A 22,419-nucleotide genomic window follows, 5' to 3' on the forward strand; every position below is an offset into this window, starting at 1 on the left:
TAAATAAACGAAGAAATAGTGAGTATCGTATTCCAGGGCAACCCTTCTTTCACACGTCATCCCTGCCTTCCGGCAGGCAGGCCGGTGTAATCTCCCGACCTTGAGCCGCAACCCCTTTTTCGCACGTCATCCCGGTATAATCTCCCGGCCTTGAGCCGGGAGTACCGCCGTGATGACGGCAAGGAGTGCAGGCTAGCTTCCAATTACCTACTCCTTACTCCCTATTTGTACCACTACTGACTATTGACTATCCCAAAGGGACGCCCCTTCGGCGCTGACTACTGACTACAACTCACTCTTCCTTCAGCGAATTAACCGGATTTACGACCGCTGCAGCACGTGCCTGGTAACTGACGGTAAGGAGGCCAATGGCCAGAGCGGCCAGTCCCGCAGCCAGGAAAATAATTAGGTTCAGGGGAGTGAGCAGATCGATCCGATATTGAAATTCACCCAACCAGTTGTTGACTGCCAGGTAAGCCAGCGGCCAGGCAAGGACCATGGAGATTCCGATGAGAATGATGAATTCCTTCGACAGCAGCACCATTACTTGACCTACGGAGGATCCCATAACCTTCCTTACTCCAATTTCCTTCCTGCGTTGATCGGCCATAAAAGCCGAAAGACCAAGCAGTCCCAGGCACGCGATAAATATGGCCAGCCAGGTGAAGCTTACAACGAGTTTGGAAAAGCGCTCATCAGCGGCAAAAACCTGGTTGAATTCCTCATCAAAGAATTGATACTCAAACGGGTATTCGGGATAAAACTCATCCCATAGCTTCTCAGCAGTTGCCATCGACTCACGGATATTTTCACTATTCAGCCGGAAGGAAAGATTCCCGTTAGGCCCCGGATTGTAAAACATGATGATAGGTTCGATGGAGTGCTTCATATCAGCGAAATGAAAGTTCTTTACAACTCCGATGATGGTACGTTCGGTATTATTCCCCATTATTACCTTCATTCCAACAGGATCTTCCCACCCTACCTGTTCTATGAAAGACTCATTCACCATCACCGCCTCATTCTGATCCGTTCCGGATGCAGCGTCAAATGCCCTGCCATTCACGACCTCCATACTCATCATATCGATGTAATGTTCATCAAACGATAAAACACTCACGATCCACGTATCCTCATTCGATTCGGGATCATACCCTTCCGGTGTAATTCCCGTTCTGCCAAAGGTGCGACCCGGCATATTATTTGACAGGGATGCCTTTTCAACACCTTCATATGTCATAAGCCTGTCCCTGAAGGCGACCAGATTTTCGCCCATACCGGGATCGGTCATCTGAAAAGTAACGATCTGGTCTTTCGAAAATCCCAAATCCTTATTTTTTACATAGTCGATCTGGCGATAAATAAAGACCGTTCCGATGATCATAGTAATTGATGCCGTGAACTGCAGAATCACCAATGCCTTCCGTAAGCCTACGCCGCTTTTGCTGCCACTGAATTTTCCACGTAAGATCGACGCGGTCTGAAAGCCGGACAGCACAAATGCCGGGTAAAGACCGGACAATAATCCAATAATGATGGATGAAAGGAAAATGACTCCCAGTAATCCGGGGCGATTGAAAAGAAACGTCTGAACAGGCTCATACAATCCAAGGTTAAGCATCGGGCTGGCAATGATCACAAGGATTATGGCAATGAAAGTAGCCAATAAAACGAGCAGCACCGACTCCCCGAGGTGCTGGCGCACTAAATGCCTTCGGGCTCCACCTAAAACTTTGCGGATACCCACCTCTTTCGCCCGTGAGGATGATTTTGCCGTGGCAAGATTCATGAAATTGAAAGCGGCGATCAACAGGACAAAAATGGCAACGGCGGAAAGGGAATAAACATATACCTTATCGCCTTTATTGATGTGATAGTAATCAAACAATATTTCGGAAGACCCAAGATGAATATCGGTAAGTGGCTGCAGCTGTGGCACCCAAAATTCAGGAACATCATTGGACCAGGCGATTTCACCCAACTGGCTTTCCACACTTGCTTCCGAAGAGCGATCATCCAATTCAACATATCCGATCATACCCAGTCCGCCCCAGGCATCAAGATATTGTGCAGTTGACGAATCCGCTTCCGTTGGATATAAGGACATCAAAACATCAAGACCCAGGTGTGAATTTTTTGGTGTATCTCTGATGATCCCCACTATTTCCCAATCCTGGTCATTAATACTCAAAAGTTCACCAACGGCATCACTGCGGCCGAAAGTGGTCTGTGCCATTTCCTCGGTAAGGATCATCTTCAGGGGTTGATGAAACCTTTCTATCGCATTTGCCGGCTCTACAGAATAATCAAAAATTGAAAAGAAGTTCTGCTCAACAGACTTGGCATTTTCCGAATAGAAAAAATCATCTCCTTTTTCGATACGCACTCTGCCTTGCTCAAGAACACGGGTTGCATCCAATACCTCAGCCACTTCCTCACGGGCTGCGGCGGGCATTCGCGGATTTGTGATCGCAACATTGTTGCTGGTTACCCCCAGGGCCTCGTCGATCGTTGTAAGCCTGAAAATACGATCGGCTTTTGAATGAAACCGGTCATAACCGGTCTCATTTACCACGTAGATCATGATGAGAATATAGCAGGCCAGACCTATGGATAATCCAAGAATATTAATGATGGAGGCACCTGAATTCCGGCGCAGGCCGCGAATTGCGACCTTCAGGTAATTACGAAGCATGGTGTTGTATTTTGAGTTACTTCAATATACGCTACGCTCTGCTTCGCGGTTTCATGTTTTTACACAAACGGTGCCTTGCCAATAAGGTGTTTAGCCAAGGCATGAAATGGACCAGTGATAAAACCGGTCCCTGGTCTGCAGAATTTTCTGAGGATTGATATCGATCCTGTTGACGACAAACCGGACAACAAGAAGCTCCAGCAGCAGATAGAAGAGCCACTGACAATACGTGAAGAACTCGGAAAGCAGCATTATTCTTCGAGAATTTCTATTTCAACACGAACATTCTTTTTGGCAAGGGAGCTGTTTTTGTCATAAAGCATCCGGCGTCCGCCCCAGGCCTTGATCTCCATTCTGCCTTCCTCGATTCCCTGCGATACCAGATAGGATTTAATCACCTCCGCTCTTCTTTTCGACAGCATCTTTGCGGATCCGGAACCGTCCTTATTCTGATCGTCGAGTCCGAAGAAATTCTTTGAATCGCCCATGGAGATAATCGTTCCGGAACGGTTTCCATTGGTATGTCCGTGAATCCGGATTTTATAGTTGGGATTTTCCCGCATCATATTCAGGAGGCTATTGACCTCATAACGGGATTCCGGCCGCATGACGGCGGCATCATTGTAGAAATACACATTGTACATGGTGGCAATATCCCCCTTGTGGTAACGCACAAGGTCGAAGAACACCACGTAGTAATCATTAACCATCTGAACATCTTCATTCTCGGCAAAAGTCTGATAGTTCAGTTCTTTCTGATCCTTCCGATAACCGAATACATCACAGATCATGGTAAGATTCCCGGTTCCATTTTCCGGGTCGGCTATAGTCGCGATCTCCCCTGAATTTTGAACATTGATCAGTTTTGACCGTTCCGTATCGATGATCTGAACGTCACCTGTGACTTCTTCGTTATTTCTGGCGTTGCTCAGGATAAACACAACCTGTTTAACATTTGCCGGCGGCTCGAGGCGGTCATTCAGCTCTTCCAGGGCATTTTCATTCAATTCGCCATTTTCGCTTACCGAATCAATTTCTGCGACAGTTTCAGGCGTTGAAATAACAGGAGTTTTTTCGTTCTCTTCGATCTCAGCCTCTTCGGTTTGATTCTTATTCGTTGAATTCTTCCTGTCGGACATGTCCTCAACAACCTCCCCTGATACAAAAACCCATGCATCGGGAAACCGGGGGTCCTTTCGTGATTCCCTCATTTGTTCTATTGCAGAACGGTAATCTGTATGAAACTGGCGATATACAAAGTACATCTTCTTTCCCGGGACATAGGCATAGTGCACCTCGTCGCCATCTCCCTGAATTTTCTCATAGTACCTGCGGGCATAGTCTTCTTTGCTCTGAGCATATGCATTGATCACCACATAGTACCCTTCACCCGCTACTTCTCCAGATTGCCCAAAGGCCTGCAGGGTAAAACCCATGCAGGCCATCAGAATGAACCACCAATTCCGCATATTATTTTTCATAGTTTAAAAAGCCGCCCATCCTTAGGTGCTCACCTGCAGAGAGGGCGGCCAATTGAAACCAACATTAATCTTCCACAATTTCTATTTCAACACGCACATTCTTATGCGCCTGTGTATCATGCTTATCGTATATCATTTTCTTGCCACCCCATCCTTTGATGGACATCCTGTCTGCTGGGATGCCCTCCGAGATTAGCCAGTCCTGAATGGTCTCGGCGCGATATGTACTTAATGCTTTCGCACTTCCAAAATCCTCCTCCTGGTCTGCGCGCAGGCTGAAGAAATTCTTTTCCTCATCATCCAGATGAATAATCTTTCCTTTTGCATTTCCGTTGGTGTGACCATGAATACGAACTTTGAGTTTGTCGTTTTCTTCCAGCATATCAAGCAGGCTGAGTAATTCATATTTTGATTCAGGCTTCATGACCGCCGCATCCTTGAAGAAATATACATTGTACATTACCAGGATGTCGCCTTTCTTGAATCGCTCAAGCTCAAAATCCATAATGATTGAATCACCAACAACCTTTACAAATGATGCTGTTGAATCTGTTAACGGCTGATCGAGGTTAATCACATGATCTACCTCCTTAAAACCGAATATCTGGGTTGCTGCCTTCAATCGGTTGGTTCCATTATTAGGATCCTTTAATTCAATTAATTCCTGTGATTCAACAATTTCCAATTCTTTAAATCGCTCCGCATCAATTACGCGAACCCGTCCTTTTACCTCCTTCATGGTCTTTTTATTGATCGTATTGAAGTAGAGGTAATAATAGCCCTCCTTGGGTTCCAGGTTGGCTGGTTTTTCAGGTTCAACAACCGGCGTTTCTTCCACTTCTGCCGAAACAGCCAGGGCTTCATTCACCGGGGCCATCTCTTCCTGAGCCTGCTCCACTACGGCCTCACGCTCCGACATCATCGCTTCCCACTCCGCATTTTCGGCCTCGGTGTACTCCTGGGGCTCATTACTTTCACTCAATACCGGCGTTACCATCTCACCTTCATCCAGGGCTCCCAGCGAACCGGAAAAAACCCAGGCATCCCAAAGGTCAGGATGGTCTGCGCGTACTTTCAGAACGACATCCACAGCATCCTTTCGTTCATCTGAGCTGTACATGTACACGTAGTACAGATTCCGAAGAGGATTAATGGCAAATTTGGCATCAAAGTCCTTTTCTTCCTGCGCATATTTGGTGAAACGCTCTGCATTTCTGATGAATGCAAACGCTCCGATAACTACATAGTTTGAATTTCCAGGTATAGGATCCGGATCCCTGTCCGGAACCGAATTACCCGTAATCGTAATCAGACTTGCCATGAATATCATGACAACCCTGGTAAAAGTTGTTATTCGTAACATAACGCTAATGCTTAAAAAATGATGTTACTTACTCGTTTAAAAAATATAAGTCAGCACATAAAACGCGCCGAATTATGGTTCCAAGGTATAATTCGTTTTACTTTTGACCAAGCAAGGGTAAGTTTTTTTGCACTTATGCACTAATTCTGAGCTATTTAGCTCATTATCAGGGCAATTTTTGAATGGAAAATGTAATATCTTATATCAGGTAATGAAATAAATGTGGCTGATCATTTACGTATTCGTACCTGATTTTCTTTTCATCCATACGATCGATCAATCCCTCCAAATCCGCATGATTTTTCAGTTCTATTCCAATCAGTGCCGGACCTTTCTCACGATTATTCTTTTTGTAATATTCAAAATGACTTATATCGTCATTGGGGCCAAGTACATCGATCAAAAATTCACGAAGAGCTCCGGCTCGCTGTGGAAAATTAATGATAAAGTAGTGTTTCAGTCCTTCAAAAAGCATTGACCGCTCTTTAATTTCACTGGTACGTGTAATGTCGTTGTTGCTTCCGCTCACAACGGCCACCACATTTTTTCCCCTGATGCGTTCTGCCAGCATATCCAGGGCTGCAATCGTTAATGCGCCCGCCGGTTCCACAACAATGGCATCTTCATTATACAGGCGCAGGATTTCGCTGCACACCTTACCTTCCGGAACGGTGATGACCTCATCAATCAGCTCACGGCAAATCTGGAATGTCATTTCACCCACACGCTTTACCGCGGCACCATCGACAAACTTATCGATGCGATCAAGAGTAACCAATTCATCTTTTTCCAGCGACTTCTTCATCGCCGGCGCTCCGGCAGGCTCAACGCCAATTATCCGGGTATTCGGACTCAATGATTTTATATAAGTACTCACACCGGCCGCAAGTCCGCCGCCGCCGATGGGCACAATCAGATAGTCAATCGGGTATTCACTGTCTTCCAGGATCTCTTTCCCGACAGTTCCCTGTCCTTCAATGATCAGCGGGTCATCAAAGGGGTGGATAAACTCGGCACCGTGCTCCTCTCCGTATTTCCGGGCTTCATGATAGGCATCATCAAAGGTATCCCCGGTAAGCACTACCTCAACAAACTCCCTTCCGAAAAACGTAACCTGTTTCACCTTTTGATCCGGTGTAGGAACAGGCATATAGATCCTCCCCTGAATTTGTTTTTTACGACACGCCAGTGCCACACCCTGCGCATGATTGCCGGCGCTGGCACATACGATCCCGTTGTCCAGTTTTCCCGGATTGGTGTTATGGATCTTATTGTAAGCACCCCGTATCTTATAGGAACGAACTACCTGAAGATCCTCACGCTTCAAAAGGATGTTTGCATCGAGCTTCTCACTTAACCCTTCATGACGCAACAACGGAGTCCTGACGATGACATCCTTCAGTACTTCAGATGCTGTCAGGATTCCGTTTACGGTAACTGTCTGTGTCGTAATATTTTCCATCGGCTATTTTGCCCGCTCAGGCCGCAATTCACGAACTGCCTTGCCCGCTCTCCACATTTCAGATTCACGCAATTCAGTAAGTTCCTCTTCCAGCTTCGCACGGTAATCTTCCTTGGAGTTCGAATCGATCGACTTCTGGGCTTCCTCACCGGCAGCTACCTCTTTGTATAAATCAGAGAATACTGGTTTTGTCGCATCCTTAAATTTCTTCCACCAGTCAAGTGCGCCGCGCTGTGCAGTGGTCGAACAATTCGCATACATCCAGTCCATCCCATTTTCAGCGACAAGCGGCATCAGTGACTGGGTAAGTTCCTCCACTGTTTCATTGAAGGCCTCAGACGGAGTATGTCCGTTTTCACGAAGCACCTCATATTGCGCTGCAAAAATTCCCTGGATTGCTCCCATGAGCGTTCCGCGTTCACCGGTAAGATCGCTGTAAACTTCCTTCTTAAAAGTAGTTGGGAACAGGTATCCCGATCCTACGCCAATCCCGAGTGCAACAACACGCTCCTTGGCTTTGCCTGTAGCATCCTTGTAAATCGCATAGCTTGAATTCAAGCCACGCCCTTCAAGAAACATTCTGCGCAATGACGTTCCCGATCCTTTTGGTGCAATGAGGATGACATCAACATCATCTGGCGGAATAATTCCGGTGCGCTCATTATAGGTCACACCAAAGCCGTGTGAAAAGTATAATGCCTTACCCGGTGTGAGATGTTTCTTCACCGTTGGCCAAAGTTTGATCTGTCCTGCGTCTGAAAGTAAAAACTGGATGATGGTTCCGCGCTCGCATGCTTCCTCAAGCTCGAATAAATCTTCGCCCGGCACCCATCCGTCGGCAATTGCCTTATCCCATGTCTTGGAATTTTTACGCTGACCAACGATTACGTTGAATCCATTATCTTTTAAATTCAATGCCTGACCAGGTCCCTGAACACCATAACCCAATACGGCAATGGTTTCGTTCTTTAATACCTCCCTGGCTTTATCCAGTGAAAACTCTTCGCGTGTTACGACTTCTTCTTCTACTCCTCCAAAATTGATCTTTGCCATCTTTTTATTTTGTTGATTTGGTTAGTTAATTCATTTGTTAATTTATGCACGCTGCGACTGCAGCTCCTCCTCCATCTCATTGAGATATTCGCTCAATTCCTTCATAGGCTTTGAAATGGATACCCGTCCGGAACGGACGAATTCCAGAACCCCGAATGGCTGAAGCAACTCAAGCAACTCCTGAGTTTCGCTCTTGTGACCGGTTTTCTCAATGACCATATATTTATTTTCCACCGAGAGTATCCGCGCCTGGTGTGTTCGGATCACAAACTCAAGGTTATGCTTTCCGTCAAGGAATTTTGTTGAAACCTTGTATAAGGCAATTTCCTGGTGGATCGTTTCGTCATCGCGGTAGTAGAATGCTTTCAGCGCTTCTACCTGCTTTTCAATTTGTTTCACCACACGCTTTACCTGCTCTTCAGTGATCTTGACGACAACCGTATAGCGATGAACCCCCTTCACTTCAGATTCTGATACGGTAATGCTTTCGATGTTGATATGCCGCCGTGTAAAGATCAGGGTGATCCGGCTAAGCAACCCGATGAAATTTTCAGTGAAAATTGTGATCGTATATTTATGCTTTTTCATATTTCAATTGTTATCGTCATTCAAGACGTATTTCTGATACACACGAACCAGTCGGGATCATTGGAAATACATTTTCCTCCTTTTCCACTACCACTTCGAGAAGAAAATGTGATTCTGAATTGAGCATTTCTTCAATACTCGCATCCAAATCCTTGCGGTCTGTGAGTTTCTTAGCAGTGAGGCCAAAGCCTTCTGCCACTTTTACAAAATCAGGATTTACCATCTCGGTAAAGGAATAGCGGCGGTCGAAAAACAGTTGCTGCCATTGACGCACCATGCCCAGGAAATTATTATTCAGCAGCAGAATTTTAACATTCACACCATACTGAAAAATGGTAGCGAGTTCCTGGATATTCATCTGTATGCCACCGTCGCCAACAACGATGACCACATCACGATCCGGAGCCCCCAGTTTCGCGCCCAGTCCGGCCGGCAGCGCAAATCCCATTGTCCCCAGTCCGCCCGAGGTAATATTGCTGCGGCTCTGACGGAAATTGAAATAACGTGAGGCCGCCATCTGATGCTGACCAACATCGGTTACCAGGATTGCATCACCCTTCAGCCGTGCCGATACATTGGCGATTACCTCGCCCATCAGAAGACCATGTTCATCTCCCGGATGCAGTGATTTCTCAATTACTTTCTGAAACTCCAGGTTACTGCAAACCCTGAATTCCTCTATCCATTCCTCATGACCGGCAGGATCCACCAGATCAATCAGTTTTTCAAGCACTTCCTTTGCGTCTCCGATCAGCGGTACATCGGCATTTACATTTTTATCGATTTCCGCCGGATCAATTTCTATATGAATCACCTTGGCCTGTCTGGCATAGCGATCGACATCACCGGTTACCCGGTCATCAAAACGCATGCCCACAGCGATAAGGACATCACATTCGTTGGTTTTTACATTTGGCCCATAATTCCCGTGCATGCCCAGCATTCCGGTATTGAGGTAATGATCCGTTGGCATTGCTGAAAGTCCCAGTAATGTCCAGGCGTAAGGGATGCCCGTCTTTTCTACAAACTCAGTCAGAATATTTTCAGCACCTGAAAGAATTACACCCTGGCCAACCAGAAGAAAGGGCTTTTTTGCATTGTTGATCAGTGTTGCCGCGGCATTTAATTGTACCGGATCAATCGCCGGACGGGGGATATAGCTCCTGAGCATTTCACAAGGAGCATAGGCAAATTCGAGTTTTCCGAACTGTGCATTTTTTGTGATATCTACCACCACCGGACCAGGCCTTCCCGATCGTGCAATAAAAAACGCTTTGGCAAGAGCCTGGGGTATATCTTCTGATTTGGTGATCTGAATATTCCATTTTGTTACCGGCATCGAAACGCCAACCACATCTGTTTCCTGGAATGCATCGGTTCCCAGTAAATGGGAAGCAACCTGCCCCGTGATACACACAACAGGCGTAGAATCGATCATCGCATCTGCCAAACCTGTAATAAGATTGGTAGCACCCGGGCCGCTTGTTGCCAGGCAAACCCCCACCTTACCGCTGGCTCGTGCATATCCCTGCGCGGCATGTACTGCTCCCTGTTCATGACGCACCAGGATATGCCTGAGCTCTTCCTGATAATCATAAAGCGCATCATAAACCGGCATAATGGCGCCACCGGGATAACCGAACATGGTATCAACACCCTCGGCCAGCAGCGATCGTATTACCGCCTCTGCCCCGCTGATCGTTTCCGTAGTTGTAAGCGTTTTATTTGCCTGTAATTCCATATTATCCATCTGTTATGCAGCCTTCTGATGCGGTTGACACCATCCTGGCATATTTGTATAAGATCCCGGAAGTCTTTTTCAAATCCGGTGCCTTCCAGCTTTTCCTCCTTCGGGCCATTTCCTCCTCGTCGACCAGAATATCCAGCCTGTTCTCCCGGGCATCAATACGTATTCTGTCACCATTCTGAACCAGGGCAATCGGTCCGCCATCCTGTGCTTCGGGTGTAATATGCCCCACCACAAAACCATGTGTTCCGCCGGAAAACCGGCCATCGGTAATAAGAGCCACTTCCTTACCCAGTCCGGCACCCATGATCGCCGAAGTGGGCTTCAGCATCTCAGGCATTCCCGGGCCCCCTTTCGGACCTTCGTATCGGATCACAATGACATCTCCTGCCTGCACCTTTCCGGCGAGAAGTTCATCGTTGGCCTCGAATTCACTCTCGAATACACGGGCCGGACCTTCAAAAAATTCACCCTCCTTTCCAGTGATTTTGGCTACGGCACCATCCGGACTTAAATTCCCGTACAGGATGCGCAAATGCCCGGATGATTTTATGGGATCCGCAACAGGGTGGATCACCGTTTGTCCGTCGGCAAGCGCTGCTTCTTCAATATTTTCCCCAATTGTCTTGCCGGTTACGGTCATGCAATTTCCGTCGAGTAGTGACTCCTTCAGCATAAGTTTCATCACGCCCGGAATACCGCCTGCTTCGTGTAAATCTTCCATAACGAACTGACCGCTGGGTTTCAAATCTGCCAGGAAAGGCGTACGTGCACTGATGGAACTGAAGTCCTGTAATGTCAGGTCAATGCCGAATGCATGGGCCATCGCCAGTAAATGAAGAACCGCATTGGTTGATCCTCCCAGCACTGTAATGAGTGAAATCGCATTTTCAAATGATCTTTTCGTAACGATATCCCGTGGCTTCAGGTCCATCTCCACGAGGTGTCTCATTTGTTCACCTGCTTTTCTGCATTCTATTTGTTTGGATTGATCCCTGGCCGGATTCGATGAACTGTAGGGTAAGCTTAATCCGAGTGCTTCAATCGCAGAAGCCATCGTATTGGCTGTGTACATCCCGCCACATGCGCCCGGACCCGGACAGGCATGATGAACCACACCTTTAAAATCTTCTTCTGAAATGGTCCCGGCCATTTTTTGCCCGAGCGCCTCAAACGCTGAAACCACATCCAGTTTTTTGTTGGCATAGCAGCCCGGGGCGATCGTGCCTCCATAAACAAGAATAGCAGGTCTGTTCAAACGGCCAATGGCAATCATAGCCCCTGGCATATTTTTATCACAGCCAACAACCGCAACCAGGGCGTCATATGCCTGTGCATTTACTACTGTTTCAATACTATCGGCAATAATATCGCGCGATGGAAGTGAGTACCGCATACCCGGTGTTCCCATTGAAATTCCGTCGCTTACTCCGATCGTATTGAATATCAGACCTACCAGATCAGCGGAGGTAACTCCGCCCTTTACATCCCTGGCAAGGTCATTCAAATGCATGTTACATGGATTACCCTCAAAACCCGTACTCACAATCCCTACCTGTGCTTTCTTCAGGTCGGAATCAGTGAGACCAATGGCGTGAAGCATGGCCTGTGCGGCAGGCTGAGTGGGGTCCTGTGTTACAACACGGCTGTATTTATTTGGCGCAGAACTCATTAAACAATCGTTAATCCCTGGTATTCATTAAACCGAACCTTCTGACGGTACATCAGATAAAGCTGGTGTCCCGCTGAATCTTCCCAGGTTCCCTTCAGTTTTTCACCATTGATCGCGGCGATTGGTGCAATTTCTACAGCAGTTCCTACGAAAAAAGCAGTGTCTGCATCATATACCTCCTCCACTTCGAAGAATTTCTCCACCACGCGGATGCCCAGCTCCTGCGCAAGCTCCATGACCGTCCTGCGGGTAATGCCCGGAAGTATGTGACCAGCGGGGGGTGTATAGAGGATACCTTCCTTTTCAAAAAAGAAATTGGCTCCCGGACCTTCAGCAACATTGCCATGCATATCAAGCAGCAAAGCTTCATCATAACCCAACTTCCTGGCTTCGGATGTGGCTAGAATGCTATTGGTATAATGTCCAACGATCTTGGCATCAATAATTGTTGATTTCGGATTAGGTCGCTGATAGGATGAAACCATTACGCTCAGCGGATCATTACCCAGATATTTTCCCCAGTTCCAGGCTGCCATGAAAACGTGACACTCATCGGAAGGCTCCAGGCTCATATTCATACCGCCGTATACCAGCGGCCGGATATAGGCATTGTGCAGATGGTTCTCATCAAGAAGCTGGTATGCGATCTGCACCATTTCTTCAGGGGAATAAGGCATTTTTAACTGCATCCGATCCGCTGAATAGGCGAGGCGGTCGAAATGTTCCCTGGCACGGAAAATATTGCATCCCTCTGCATTCTCGTAGGATCGCATTCCCTCAAATACACCATTGCCATAATGCAGCGTTTGTGTATAATCACTGGACATGGCTTCAGCCGCCGGAATCATTCGGCCGTCTTTAAATACGATGGTATTCTTATTGTAATACATATGTCATGGGGTTAAAAAAAAAGCGCCATCCCGGGGGATGGCGCTTTTCAATGTTTATCTTATTTCAGATTCACCAATCCCGGTCAGCATTCAATCGAATGACGTTAATAATGACCAGTGATATGATGAACAGGTTTCTCATTAGTTTTTTTAAATGTAGTGAATAAATCCCGGTTAAAACAAACTAAATGCTGCATATTTCTAGGATTTAAGGGAAACTGAAGATTTCAGCAGTGAAATAATATGCGCACCAACCTCTGTTGTGCCATACGTGGAAGACGCATCGATATCCGAAGTGACGATTCCTTCAGTAATAGAAGCGGCTACAGCCTCGCGAATTGCAGCACTTTCTTCCAGCATATCAAATGAATATTCCAGTAACATGGCTGCCGACAGGATCGCGCCTACAGGGTTCGCTATATTCTTTCCGGCTGCCTCAGGGTAGGAACCATGAATCGGTTCGTACAATGCATAGGAGTCACCTGTGCTTGCTGAAGGAAGCATGCCCAACGAACCCGCAAGAACACTGGCTTCGTCTGTGATGATATCTCCAAACATATTCTCGGTAAGAATCACGTCGAAGAATCCCGGATTCAGAATAATTTTCATCGCCGCATTATCAACAAACATAAAGTCAAGCTCAACATCAGGATACCCGGCTGCCATAGATTTCACGACTTCCCGCCATAGTCTCGAGGTTGCGAGTACATTTGCTTTATCCACCAGGGTCAGATGCTTACCTCTTTTCTGAGCCGCCTGAAATGCCTGATGTGCAATGCGCTCGATCTCGTGACGACTGTAAACACAGGTATCAAAAGCTGTTGCGCCATTTTCTGTACGTCCACGCGGCTCACCGAAATAAATGCCTCCGGTAAGTTCACGAAAGACCACAAAATCTGTCCCGTGCACAATTTCATTTTTCAATGGAGACTTGTCCTCCAGCGCTTCATAGCTGGTGACAGGTCTTACATTGGCATATAATCCTAATTTTTTACGCATCGCCAGCAAACCCTGTTCGGGGCGTACCTTTGCGGAGGGATCATTATCGTATTTAGGATGGCCGATCGCACCGAACAAAATGGCATCAGCATTACGGCAAACCTGTTCTGTATCTTGTGGGAATGGATCCCCGGTCTGGTCAATGGCACATGCGCCAATGAGGGCCTCTTCAAAAATAAATTGATGGCCAAATCTGTCGGCAACCGATTCCAGTACCTGAACGGCCTGGTGAGTTACTTCCGGACCGATACCATCACCCGACAACACGGCTATTTTCTTATTCATGATCTGTTCTTTTCAAATTCCTCAATTGCTTCCCGTTTGCTGAGCAAATAATCGATATCATCATATCCGTTAATGAGGCAGTATCTCTTATAGGGATTCACATCGAATTCCTCGCTTTCACCTGTTGATTCCAGTGTGATCAGTTGTTCTTCGAGGTTTACCGTGACCCTCAGGTCTTCATCCCGTTCCCTTTCCAGGAAGATCCTGTCCAGGAATTCTTCTGAAACCTGCACGGGAAGAAGTCCGTTGTTCAATGCATTATTTCTGAATATATCTGCAAAGAAACTTGAAACCACCACCTTGAAGCCATGATCATAGATAGCCCAGGCCGCGTGCTCCCTGCTGCTGCCACATCCGAAATTCTTTCCCGCTACCAGTATTTCTCCTTTGATATTATCCTGGTTCAGAATAAAATCCTGATTCGGCGTTCCATCTGATTTGTACCGCCAGTCTCGGAAAAGATTATCGCCAAAACCTTCCCGTGTTGTGGCTTTTAAAAACCTTGCGGGAATTATCTGATCCGTATCAACATTCTCCAGCGGCAACGGAACAACGGTAGATTCTATTTTCCTGAACTTATCCATTAGTCATTAATTCTCTCACATCCGAAATATATCCATTGAGTGCAGCTGCTGCAGCTGTGAGCGGACTCGCCAGCATGGTACGCGCACCAGGACCCTGCCGGCCCTCAAAATTTCTGTTTGACGTGGAAACGCAATATTTCCCGTCCGGAACCTTGTCCTCATTCATGCCCAAACAGGCCGAACATCCCGGCTGACGGAGTTCGAACCCCGCCGACTCAAGTACCTTGTCAAGGCCCTCGCTTTTCGCCTGTTCCTCTACCTGTCTCGAACCTGGTATGATCAATGCTGTCACGTGATCCGCCTTTTTACGCCCTTTAACCAGGTCTGCCACCAGGCGAAGATCTTCAATCCGGGAGTTCGTACAGCTTCCAATAAATACGTAATCAATTCGCTGTCCGAGTAAGGGTGCTCCGGCTGATAAATCCATGTATTTCAGCGCCTTTTTCAGGGTGGTATCTTCCTTATTTCCTTCCATTTCCGGAATTCGCTGGGTAATGCCGATTCCCATGGCCGGGTTTGTACCATAGGTGATCATGGGTTCGATTTCGCCGGCATTAAATGTGTGAACCTTGTCGAAAACAGCATCGTCATCTGTAAACAGCTCGCGCCACTCCGCTACTTTGCGGTCCCACTCTGCGCCCTTCGGTGCGAATGTTCGTCCCTTCATATACTCAAAGGTTGTTTCATCCGGAGCGATCATACCACCCCGGGCACCCATTTCAATGCTCATATTACAGATGGTCATACGCGCTTCCATGGAAAGGCTGCGGATCGCTGATCCGGCAAATTCCACAAAATGACCCGTACAGCCGCTGGTACTGATTTTCGAAATGATATGAAGTATGATATCCTTCGACAGTACACCGGAGCGCAGTGATCCGTTTACTTCGATCTTCATTTTCTTTGGCTTTGTTTGGAGAATGCACTGGGTTGCCAGTACCTGTTCCACCTCACTTGTTCCGATTCCAAATGCAATATTTCCAAATGCCCCATGCGTAGACGTATGGCTGTCTCCGCAAACGATAGTCATTCCGGGTTGTGTGATTCCCAGTTCAGGTCCGATAACATGCACGATTCCCTGGTAAGGATGCCCGAGCCCGTATAATTCAACCCCAAATGCTTCACAGTTCTTTATAAGGGTGTCAACCTGATGCCTGGATAAGGCATCGCGAATCGGCAAATGCTGGTCGATCGTAGGAACATTGTGATCAGCGGTTGCGACGGTTTGTTTCGGACGAAAAACGCCGATTCCCCGTTTTCGTAATCCGGCAAAGGCTTGCGGACTCGTTACTTCATGGATAAAATGCGTATCGATATATACGACTTGCGGGCCGTCGGGAATAACCTCCACAACATGACGGTCCCACACCTTGTCAAAAAGTGTCTTTCCCATAAATCAGGCTACGTCTTGAAGTTTCGCTACGATTTCCTGCAAATGCTCGTCTTCAACCACAGAAACCTGGTCTGCGACAGCCAAAAATTCTTCATAGGCAGATTCAAGCTCCGGGCGGGCAAGCTGGATACCCAGTTGACCGAGGCGGAAATTCAGGGCGGCACGACCACTCCGCGCGGTAAGTATGATGGAAGATTTATTAACTCCTACTTCTGCAGGATCGATGATTTCATAATTATCCCTGTTTTTAATGACACCGTCCTGATGAATCCCGGAAGAGTGCGCAAATGCATTTGCTCCGACGATTGCCTTATTAGGCTGAACCGGCATATTCATGGTTTCCGAGATTAGCCGGCTCATGGAATAAAGCTTTTCTGTGTGAATTCCGGTGGTGTAGTTGAGCCAATTGTGTTTTTTGAGGATCATTACAACCTCCTCGAGCGAAGTGTTTCCAGCCCTTTCACCAATTCCGTTGATGGTACATTCCACCTGACGGGCACCCTGCTGTATGGCCTCCACACTGTTGGCAGTAGAAAGTCCGAGATCATTGTGGCAATGTGTAGATATAATCACATTCTCGATGCCCTTCACATGATCAATCAGGTATTTAATTTTTTGACCGTATTCCGAAGGCAGGCAGTAGCCCGTCGTATCAGGAATGTTTACTACTGTAGCACCAGCATTCACGGCCTCCTGAATCACCTGGGCCAAAAAGCTGTTCTCTGTTCTGCCGGCATCTTCCGCATAAAATTCAACGTCATCCACATACTTTTTAGCCGTGCTAACACAGAAATGCGCCTTTTCAAGGATCCGGTCGCGGGTTGTACGAAGCTTGGTAAAAACATGCTGATCGGAAGTACCGATTCCTGTATGGATACGTGGACGAACCGCATTTTCAATCGCCCTGGCTGCAGTAACAATGTCCTGCTCAACTGCCCTCGATAAGGCACAAACAGATGAATTACGAATCACTTCGGCAACAGACTTCACAGCTTCGAAATCTCCCGGACTGCTTATCGGAAAACCCGCCTCAATTATGTCTACCCCTAAATCCTCCAGTGCCTGGGCAAGACGTACCTTTTCCTTCTTGGTGAGTCCGCACCCGGGCACCTGTTCACCATCCCGCAACGTGGTATCAAAAATGTAAATTCTGTTCTCTGTAGCCATACTTACTAATTTGGTCAAAATCAAAGGTATGGTTACCCGCAACGGAAGTAAATGCCAAAAAGTATTATATTTACGATTCCTGAATCAATAATATTGATTATTATACGGCTTAAAAGATATTTTTCGTCATATTTATTACGATGGCAAGATCAAAATCCACAGCATTGCATTCGCTTGTTCAAACCATGAAACCAGCTGAAAGAAGATATTTCAATGTGTGGGCTTCGCGCAACGGGTCTTCGGAAAAGAAATTCATTCTTTTATTTAACGGGCTTTCTGAACAAACTGAGTACGATGAGGAAGCACTTCTGAATTCTATTCCGGATATTTCTCCAACACAGATCTCCAACCTCAAGGCTCATCTGTATCAGCGTGTACTTCAGTGTATGCGTCAGTACAGTCAGTCCCACTCACTTGAGATCCAGATACGCGAGATGATCGATCATGTGCAGATCCTCTTTAACCGGGGTTTATACGACCAATGTGTTCAGATATTAAAAAAAGCCCGTAAAAAGGTTGGCAGCATCGACAACCTGGAGTTGCAGCTCGAAATTCTTAAGTGGGAAAAGAATATACTTACCCAAACGGTTGGTGCCGGTAATGAGCAGCGGGTGAACCGCATCGTGCGGGAGGTTCAGCAGGTGAATGAACGTATCAACAATGTAAACAAGTTCACCAACCTGGCTGCCCGACTGAACGCAATCTATTACAGAATCGGATTTATCCGAAATCAGAGTGATTATAATCACATCCAACGACTTTTTGAAAAGGAACTGCCTGATTTTATTGAGCAAGAACTCTCGCTTACGGAAAAACTAAGCCTTTATCAATTACTTTCCGGGTATTATTCATTTATCCAGGATTTTGACAGCGGACTCAAATACGCCCGCAAGTGGCTTGATCTTTTCGATGAGCATAAGGAGATCCGCTACTCACGGACCAATGATTACCTGAGTGCGATCAATACACTGATGATTGCCCAGTACAAGATGTATTCCTACGATGATTTTGTTGAAACCAGCAGAAGGCTCAGGGAAATCCGCCATTATCCAAGGCATACAATGAATGAAAACATCCGGATGCGCCTGTATAAATATACGTACGTGCATGAATTCAACCGAATCTTTATGCTGGGCGATTTCGGCCATGGTGTTTCTTTGATCGAAAAAATTGAACCGCTCCTTGAGCCTTTTATCAGGCAACTAGACAATCATTCACGCATCATACTTTTTTACAAGGTGGCCTGTCTTTATTTCGGGGATCAGAAATATGGGAACTGCATCCGTTGGCTGAACCGGATTTTCACTTCCGAAAATATTGATCTGCGTGAAGATATTCACTCTTTCGCGCGGATATTAAGTCTGATCAGTCACTATGAACTGGGCAATACAGATGTCATAGATTATTACATCCGGTCGACATACCGCTTCCTGCTTCGAAAGAAGGACCTGTACTCCTTTCAAAAGTATATCCTCAGTTTTCTGAAAAAATTGGATGCCCACTTATCCGAAGAAGAATTAATGGAAGCATTCAATGAACTGCGCGACCAGCTGGTTCCCCTGCAGCATAACCCCTACGAACGAAGGGCATTCATGTATTTCGATATTATTTCATGGCTGGAATCAAAAAGCAATAATCATAAAGTTGGAGAGATCATCCACCAGAAAGCAATGCGGAGAATAGCCCGGCAACGAACCATGGCGAGCGAGAACCAGACTTTGTAACGAAGGCCGGCAAGGATTGTAACTTTCGTTACGCGACTACAGCATTTATTAGGTAATTTTGATCAAAAGTCATTTCCCATGCGAACACAATACATATTACTTTTTATTTCTTTGGTCCTGTTTTCCGGATGCAGTAATCCGTCTGAAGATTTGTTTAACGAAGTAATGGCCGTTCATGATGAGGTCATGCCCAAAATGGACGATATCATGAAAGAAAAGGGCCGTATTCAGGAAATGATCAATTCTGAGAATGATTCCGCCCGTATTATCATGCTGCGTGAAACAATCAGCAACCTGAATTCAGCAGACGAATCCATGATGGAATGGATGCGTTCATTCGACCGCGATAAATTCAGCGAGGATCCCGATGCACAGATAAACTATTACCGTGAAGAATTGATCCGGATTAACGAAGTAAAGGAAAAAATGCTTACAGCTATTAATGAAAGCAAAGCAGTTCAATAAGACTGATTAATTCACAGAACCGGGTATTTTTTAACCCACACCTCTATAAAATTGAATGCCCATGTAACAAATGGGTATTTTTTTTTAGGCGAAAACAAAATTTTAGGACAATTGTTTCAATGCGAAATTATTTTCAAAAAATTATTAATTTTTCACAAACGAGGGTCATTTTATACCCTATATTGGAATATCATTACAATTATCTGAAGTATAATGGCATTTAATTAACCTATAAGCATAATAAATTGTAAATTTTTCAAGAAACAGGGTTATTTTTTATCATCAATAATTTCCTTATCTCTCAAAACATTATTTTCTTGCCCGCAGATTCAGGCATATTTTATTCTGCCTTATACCACTAACAAGAAATAAAATATTATGAGAGAACTATTTACACTCGATCTTAGTGTACAATTATCCGGTATCCTTGGAGATGCAGGAACAGCTGCTGTTCTGGAAACAGCGGAAGTGAGTCAGACCATCAGTGATGGAACACAGGCGTTGTTTACTGCCAACAACGTATGGATGATGCTGGCTACCGCCCTTGTATTCATTATGCACCTGGGCTTTGCTGGTGTCGAAGCTGGCTTCACCCAAGCTAAAAATACCGTAAACGTACTCTTTAAAAACACGTTAACCCCAATCATTGGAATTCTCACGTATTACCTGATTGGCTTCAGCCTGATGTATCCGGGATTTGCAGAGCCGGGCTGGTTCGGATTTGGCGGGTTCCCGTTAAGTCTTCCGGAAAATGGAAATACGGTGGAATATGCCTCAGCGGGTTATACGTACTGGACCGACTTCCTCTTTCAGGCCATGTTTGCCGCTACTGCGGCGACCATCGTATCGGGTGCGGTAGCAGAGCGCATTAAGATATCAGCATACCTCATCTTCACCATCATATTTGTTGGGTTGGTTTATCCGGTTATCGGAAGCTGGAAATGGGGTGCGGGCGCACTGGATGCAGCCGGATTCTATGATTTTGCCGGATCAACACTTGTGCATTCGGTAGGTGGCTGGGGTGCCCTGGCAGGCATCATGATCATCGGTCCGCGACTGGGCAAATATGTCGACGGAAAAGTCATCGACAAACCCGGCTCCAGTGTTCCTTTGGCCGTGATCGGGGTATTCCTCCTGTGGTTTGGATGGTTTGGATTTAACGGTGGATCCGTGCTCAGCGCTGATCCGGCTATTGTATCCTATGTACTCGTAACAACCTGTCTGGCGGCCTGTACCGGGGCTTTGGGCGGTTTCATTACCGGATACGTTGTATTTAAACGCCTTGACCTGGGCATGGTACTGAATGGGATTCTGGCCGGACTTGTGGGGATTACCGCTGGTGCCGATGTGATCAGTCCTGGATGGGCCTGTTTTGTGGGCCTGGTAGCAGGCATCCTTGTCGTACTCTCCGCGATTACCCTTGACAAATTCAAACTGGATGATTGCGTCGGAGCAGTTTCGGTACACCTGACATGCGGAATATGGGGAACGCTGGCAGTAGGAATTTTCGGCATCGACGGTGACGGAAATGACATGGCGTTCTGGCCTCAGCTGAAAGGTGTACTCGTCTGTGGAGCCGCTGCATTCATATCGGCTTACATCATTTTTACCATTCTGAAATATACCATCGGAATCCGGGTGTCTGAACAGCATGAACGCGAAGGACTCGATTCACACGAACATGGAATCCGTGGTTATACAATCACCTACGATCAATAAGAAAAAATAAGGCTCACCGGAACTGCTGCAACATCTTCCGGCGAGCCTGCAGTTAACTCTTCATTAACCTTAACCCAAAATTACATGAAAAATGTACATTTACTACTCACCCTGTGCCTGACTTTTACCTTTCTCTCTTCCTTCGGTCAGGATAAAAAAGACTCGCTCACCATTTCCGGCTCCGTAGATACCTACTATACCTACGATTTTTCCGGACAGGATAATATCGGAACTTCCTTTGCCGATGATCGCAACTCAATTTCGATTGGAATGGTTGACGTGGCCCTCAGTCAGACACTAGGAAAGGCCAGCTTTGTCGGAGAACTGTCGTTTGGACCCAGAAGTTTTAAATCGATCCCGCTTTTTGATCTGGGCGACGAAGAAAGAGCCATTGTGGGCATCCAAAACCTGTATGTAAGCTACGCATTCAATGATGTGCTTTCTCTTACGGCCGGCTACATGGGAACATTTGTTGGCTATGAAGTGATTTCACCTGTGGGCAACTTTAACTACTCAACTTCCTACCTTTTTACAAACGGTCCGTTCCAGAATTCCGGTCTGAAGGCCGATATCACCATCAGCGATAATTTCGCGATCATGGTGGGTATATTCAATGACTGGAATGTATACAACGACGAAAACGGTGTTAGTGATTTTGGAGCGCAGATCTTTATCCAGCCGGTCGAGGGCTGGTCGGTCTACCTGAATATGGTTACGGGCTCTCCTTCAGGAACAATCTTTGATCTCACCACCGGCTTCCAGATCAGCGAGAAGTTTTACCTCGGACTGAATGCGGCGGACTATTCAATTGCCGGTGATGAAAAAGGCGGATACACCGGCGTCGCCCTGTATCCCCAGTTCTCAATAAGTGAAGCGTTTTCGATTGGATTACGTGAAGAGTTCTTCTCCTATAAGGAAGCAACCACCGAATCCGGTACGGTTATCTCGGAATCCGAAAGTGTATTTGCGAGTACCGTTACCGCGAATTATTCCTACAAAAATTTCCGCTTTATCGGGGAAGTCCGACTTGATAACGTATCCTTCGATGCTTTTATGGATTCCAATGAAGCGGCCGTTGCACAGGCTTCACAAATTACATTAGCCGCTGTTTACGCATTCTAAGATCGAAAAT

The 22,419-nt window shown here is 46.4% G+C and carries 18 protein-coding genes; 4 read left to right on the forward strand and 14 right to left on the reverse strand.

Going from position 1 to position 22,419, the window contains the following annotated elements:
* Nucleotides 1-292: 292 nt before the first annotated feature.
* The 14 genes from LDX50_RS23020 to LDX50_RS23085 form a co-directional block, all read right to left on the reverse strand.
* Complete coding sequence (locus LDX50_RS23020; RefSeq protein WP_225698561.1) at nucleotides 293-2,695, reverse strand: ABC transporter permease; 2,403 nt, start codon at nucleotides 2,693-2,695, stop codon at nucleotides 293-295.
* 90 nt (nucleotides 2,696-2,785) lie between these two features.
* Complete coding sequence (locus LDX50_RS23025) at nucleotides 2,786-2,947, reverse strand: hypothetical protein (RefSeq protein WP_225698562.1); 162 nt, start codon at nucleotides 2,945-2,947, stop codon at nucleotides 2,786-2,788.
* Nucleotides 2,947-4,176 carry an OmpA family protein gene (locus LDX50_RS23030; RefSeq protein ID WP_225698563.1) on the reverse strand — a complete coding sequence of 410 codons (1,230 nt, stop codon included), beginning with the start codon at nucleotides 4,174-4,176 and terminating at the stop codon, nucleotides 2,947-2,949. The genes LDX50_RS23025 and LDX50_RS23030 overlap by 1 nt, the downstream gene beginning before the upstream one ends.
* 64 nt (nucleotides 4,177-4,240) lie before the next feature.
* Nucleotides 4,241-5,539 (reverse strand): OmpA family protein, encoded by a 1,299-nt coding sequence (locus tag LDX50_RS23035; protein WP_225698564.1) that lies wholly within the window; start codon nucleotides 5,537-5,539, stop codon nucleotides 4,241-4,243.
* Nucleotides 5,540-5,738: 199 nt separating this feature from the next.
* Entirely contained in the window at nucleotides 5,739-7,001 is a 1,263-nt protein-coding gene (ilvA, locus tag LDX50_RS23040; RefSeq protein WP_225698565.1) for a threonine ammonia-lyase IlvA, read from the reverse strand.
* A gap of 3 nt (nucleotides 7,002-7,004) precedes the next feature.
* Complete coding sequence (gene ilvC, locus LDX50_RS23045; RefSeq protein ID WP_225698566.1) at nucleotides 7,005-8,054, reverse strand: ketol-acid reductoisomerase; 1,050 nt, start codon at nucleotides 8,052-8,054, stop codon at nucleotides 7,005-7,007.
* Between the two features lie 42 nt (nucleotides 8,055-8,096).
* Complete coding sequence (gene ilvN, locus LDX50_RS23050) at nucleotides 8,097-8,642, reverse strand: acetolactate synthase small subunit (RefSeq protein WP_225698567.1); 546 nt, start codon at nucleotides 8,640-8,642, stop codon at nucleotides 8,097-8,099.
* A 16-nt stretch (nucleotides 8,643-8,658) separates the two neighbouring features.
* On the reverse strand, nucleotides 8,659-10,392 hold the full coding sequence (ilvB, locus tag LDX50_RS23055; RefSeq protein WP_225698568.1) for a biosynthetic-type acetolactate synthase large subunit: 1,734 nt from the start codon (nucleotides 10,390-10,392) through the stop codon (nucleotides 8,659-8,661).
* Nucleotides 10,385-12,061: a dihydroxy-acid dehydratase gene (gene ilvD / locus LDX50_RS23060; RefSeq protein WP_225698569.1), complete on the reverse strand. Its 1,677-nt coding sequence runs from the start codon at nucleotides 12,059-12,061 to the stop codon at nucleotides 10,385-10,387. Before ilvD ends, ilvB begins: the two co-directional genes overlap by 8 nt.
* Nucleotides 12,061-12,951 carry a branched-chain amino acid transaminase gene (locus LDX50_RS23065; protein WP_225698570.1) on the reverse strand — a complete coding sequence of 297 codons (891 nt, stop codon included), beginning with the start codon at nucleotides 12,949-12,951 and terminating at the stop codon, nucleotides 12,061-12,063. The genes ilvD and LDX50_RS23065 overlap by 1 nt, the downstream gene beginning before the upstream one ends.
* A 201-nt stretch (nucleotides 12,952-13,152) precedes the next feature.
* Entirely contained in the window at nucleotides 13,153-14,235 is a 1,083-nt protein-coding gene (gene leuB, locus LDX50_RS23070; protein ID WP_225698571.1) for a 3-isopropylmalate dehydrogenase, read from the reverse strand.
* Nucleotides 14,232-14,819 carry a 3-isopropylmalate dehydratase small subunit gene (gene leuD / locus LDX50_RS23075; RefSeq protein ID WP_225698572.1) on the reverse strand — a complete coding sequence of 196 codons (588 nt, stop codon included), beginning with the start codon at nucleotides 14,817-14,819 and terminating at the stop codon, nucleotides 14,232-14,234. Before leuD ends, leuB begins: the two co-directional genes overlap by 4 nt.
* Nucleotides 14,812-16,212, reverse strand: a complete 1,401-nt coding sequence (gene leuC, locus LDX50_RS23080) for a 3-isopropylmalate dehydratase large subunit (RefSeq protein WP_225698573.1) — start codon at nucleotides 16,210-16,212, stop codon at nucleotides 14,812-14,814. Before leuC ends, leuD begins: the two co-directional genes overlap by 8 nt.
* 3 nt (nucleotides 16,213-16,215) lie before the next feature.
* Nucleotides 16,216-17,379, reverse strand: coding sequence for a 2-isopropylmalate synthase (locus tag LDX50_RS23085; protein WP_225698574.1), 1,164 nt, complete (start codon nucleotides 17,377-17,379; stop codon nucleotides 16,216-16,218).
* Between the two features lie 140 nt (nucleotides 17,380-17,519).
* Between LDX50_RS23085 and LDX50_RS23090 the strand changes: the two genes are divergently transcribed.
* From LDX50_RS23090 to LDX50_RS23105, 4 genes are all read left to right on the forward strand, one after another.
* A complete protein-coding gene (locus tag LDX50_RS23090) occupies nucleotides 17,520-19,103 on the forward strand; it encodes a hypothetical protein (RefSeq protein ID WP_225698575.1) in 1,584 nt (527 codons plus the stop codon).
* A 78-nt stretch (nucleotides 19,104-19,181) separates the two neighbouring features.
* The gene (locus tag LDX50_RS23095; RefSeq protein WP_225698576.1) at nucleotides 19,182-19,568 is read left to right on the forward strand and encodes a hypothetical protein; all 387 of its coding nucleotides are present in this window, start codon (nucleotides 19,182-19,184) and stop codon (nucleotides 19,566-19,568) included.
* Between the two features lie 525 nt (nucleotides 19,569-20,093).
* Nucleotides 20,094-21,287 (forward strand): ammonium transporter, encoded by a 1,194-nt coding sequence (locus LDX50_RS23100; protein ID WP_420828565.1) that lies wholly within the window; start codon nucleotides 20,094-20,096, stop codon nucleotides 21,285-21,287.
* Nucleotides 21,288-21,371: 84 nt separating this feature from the next.
* Nucleotides 21,372-22,409 (forward strand): outer membrane beta-barrel protein, encoded by a 1,038-nt coding sequence (locus tag LDX50_RS23105; RefSeq protein WP_225698578.1) that lies wholly within the window; start codon nucleotides 21,372-21,374, stop codon nucleotides 22,407-22,409.
* Nucleotides 22,410-22,419 lie beyond the last annotated feature (10 nt).

This window comes from Fulvivirga sedimenti (assembly GCF_020328055.1).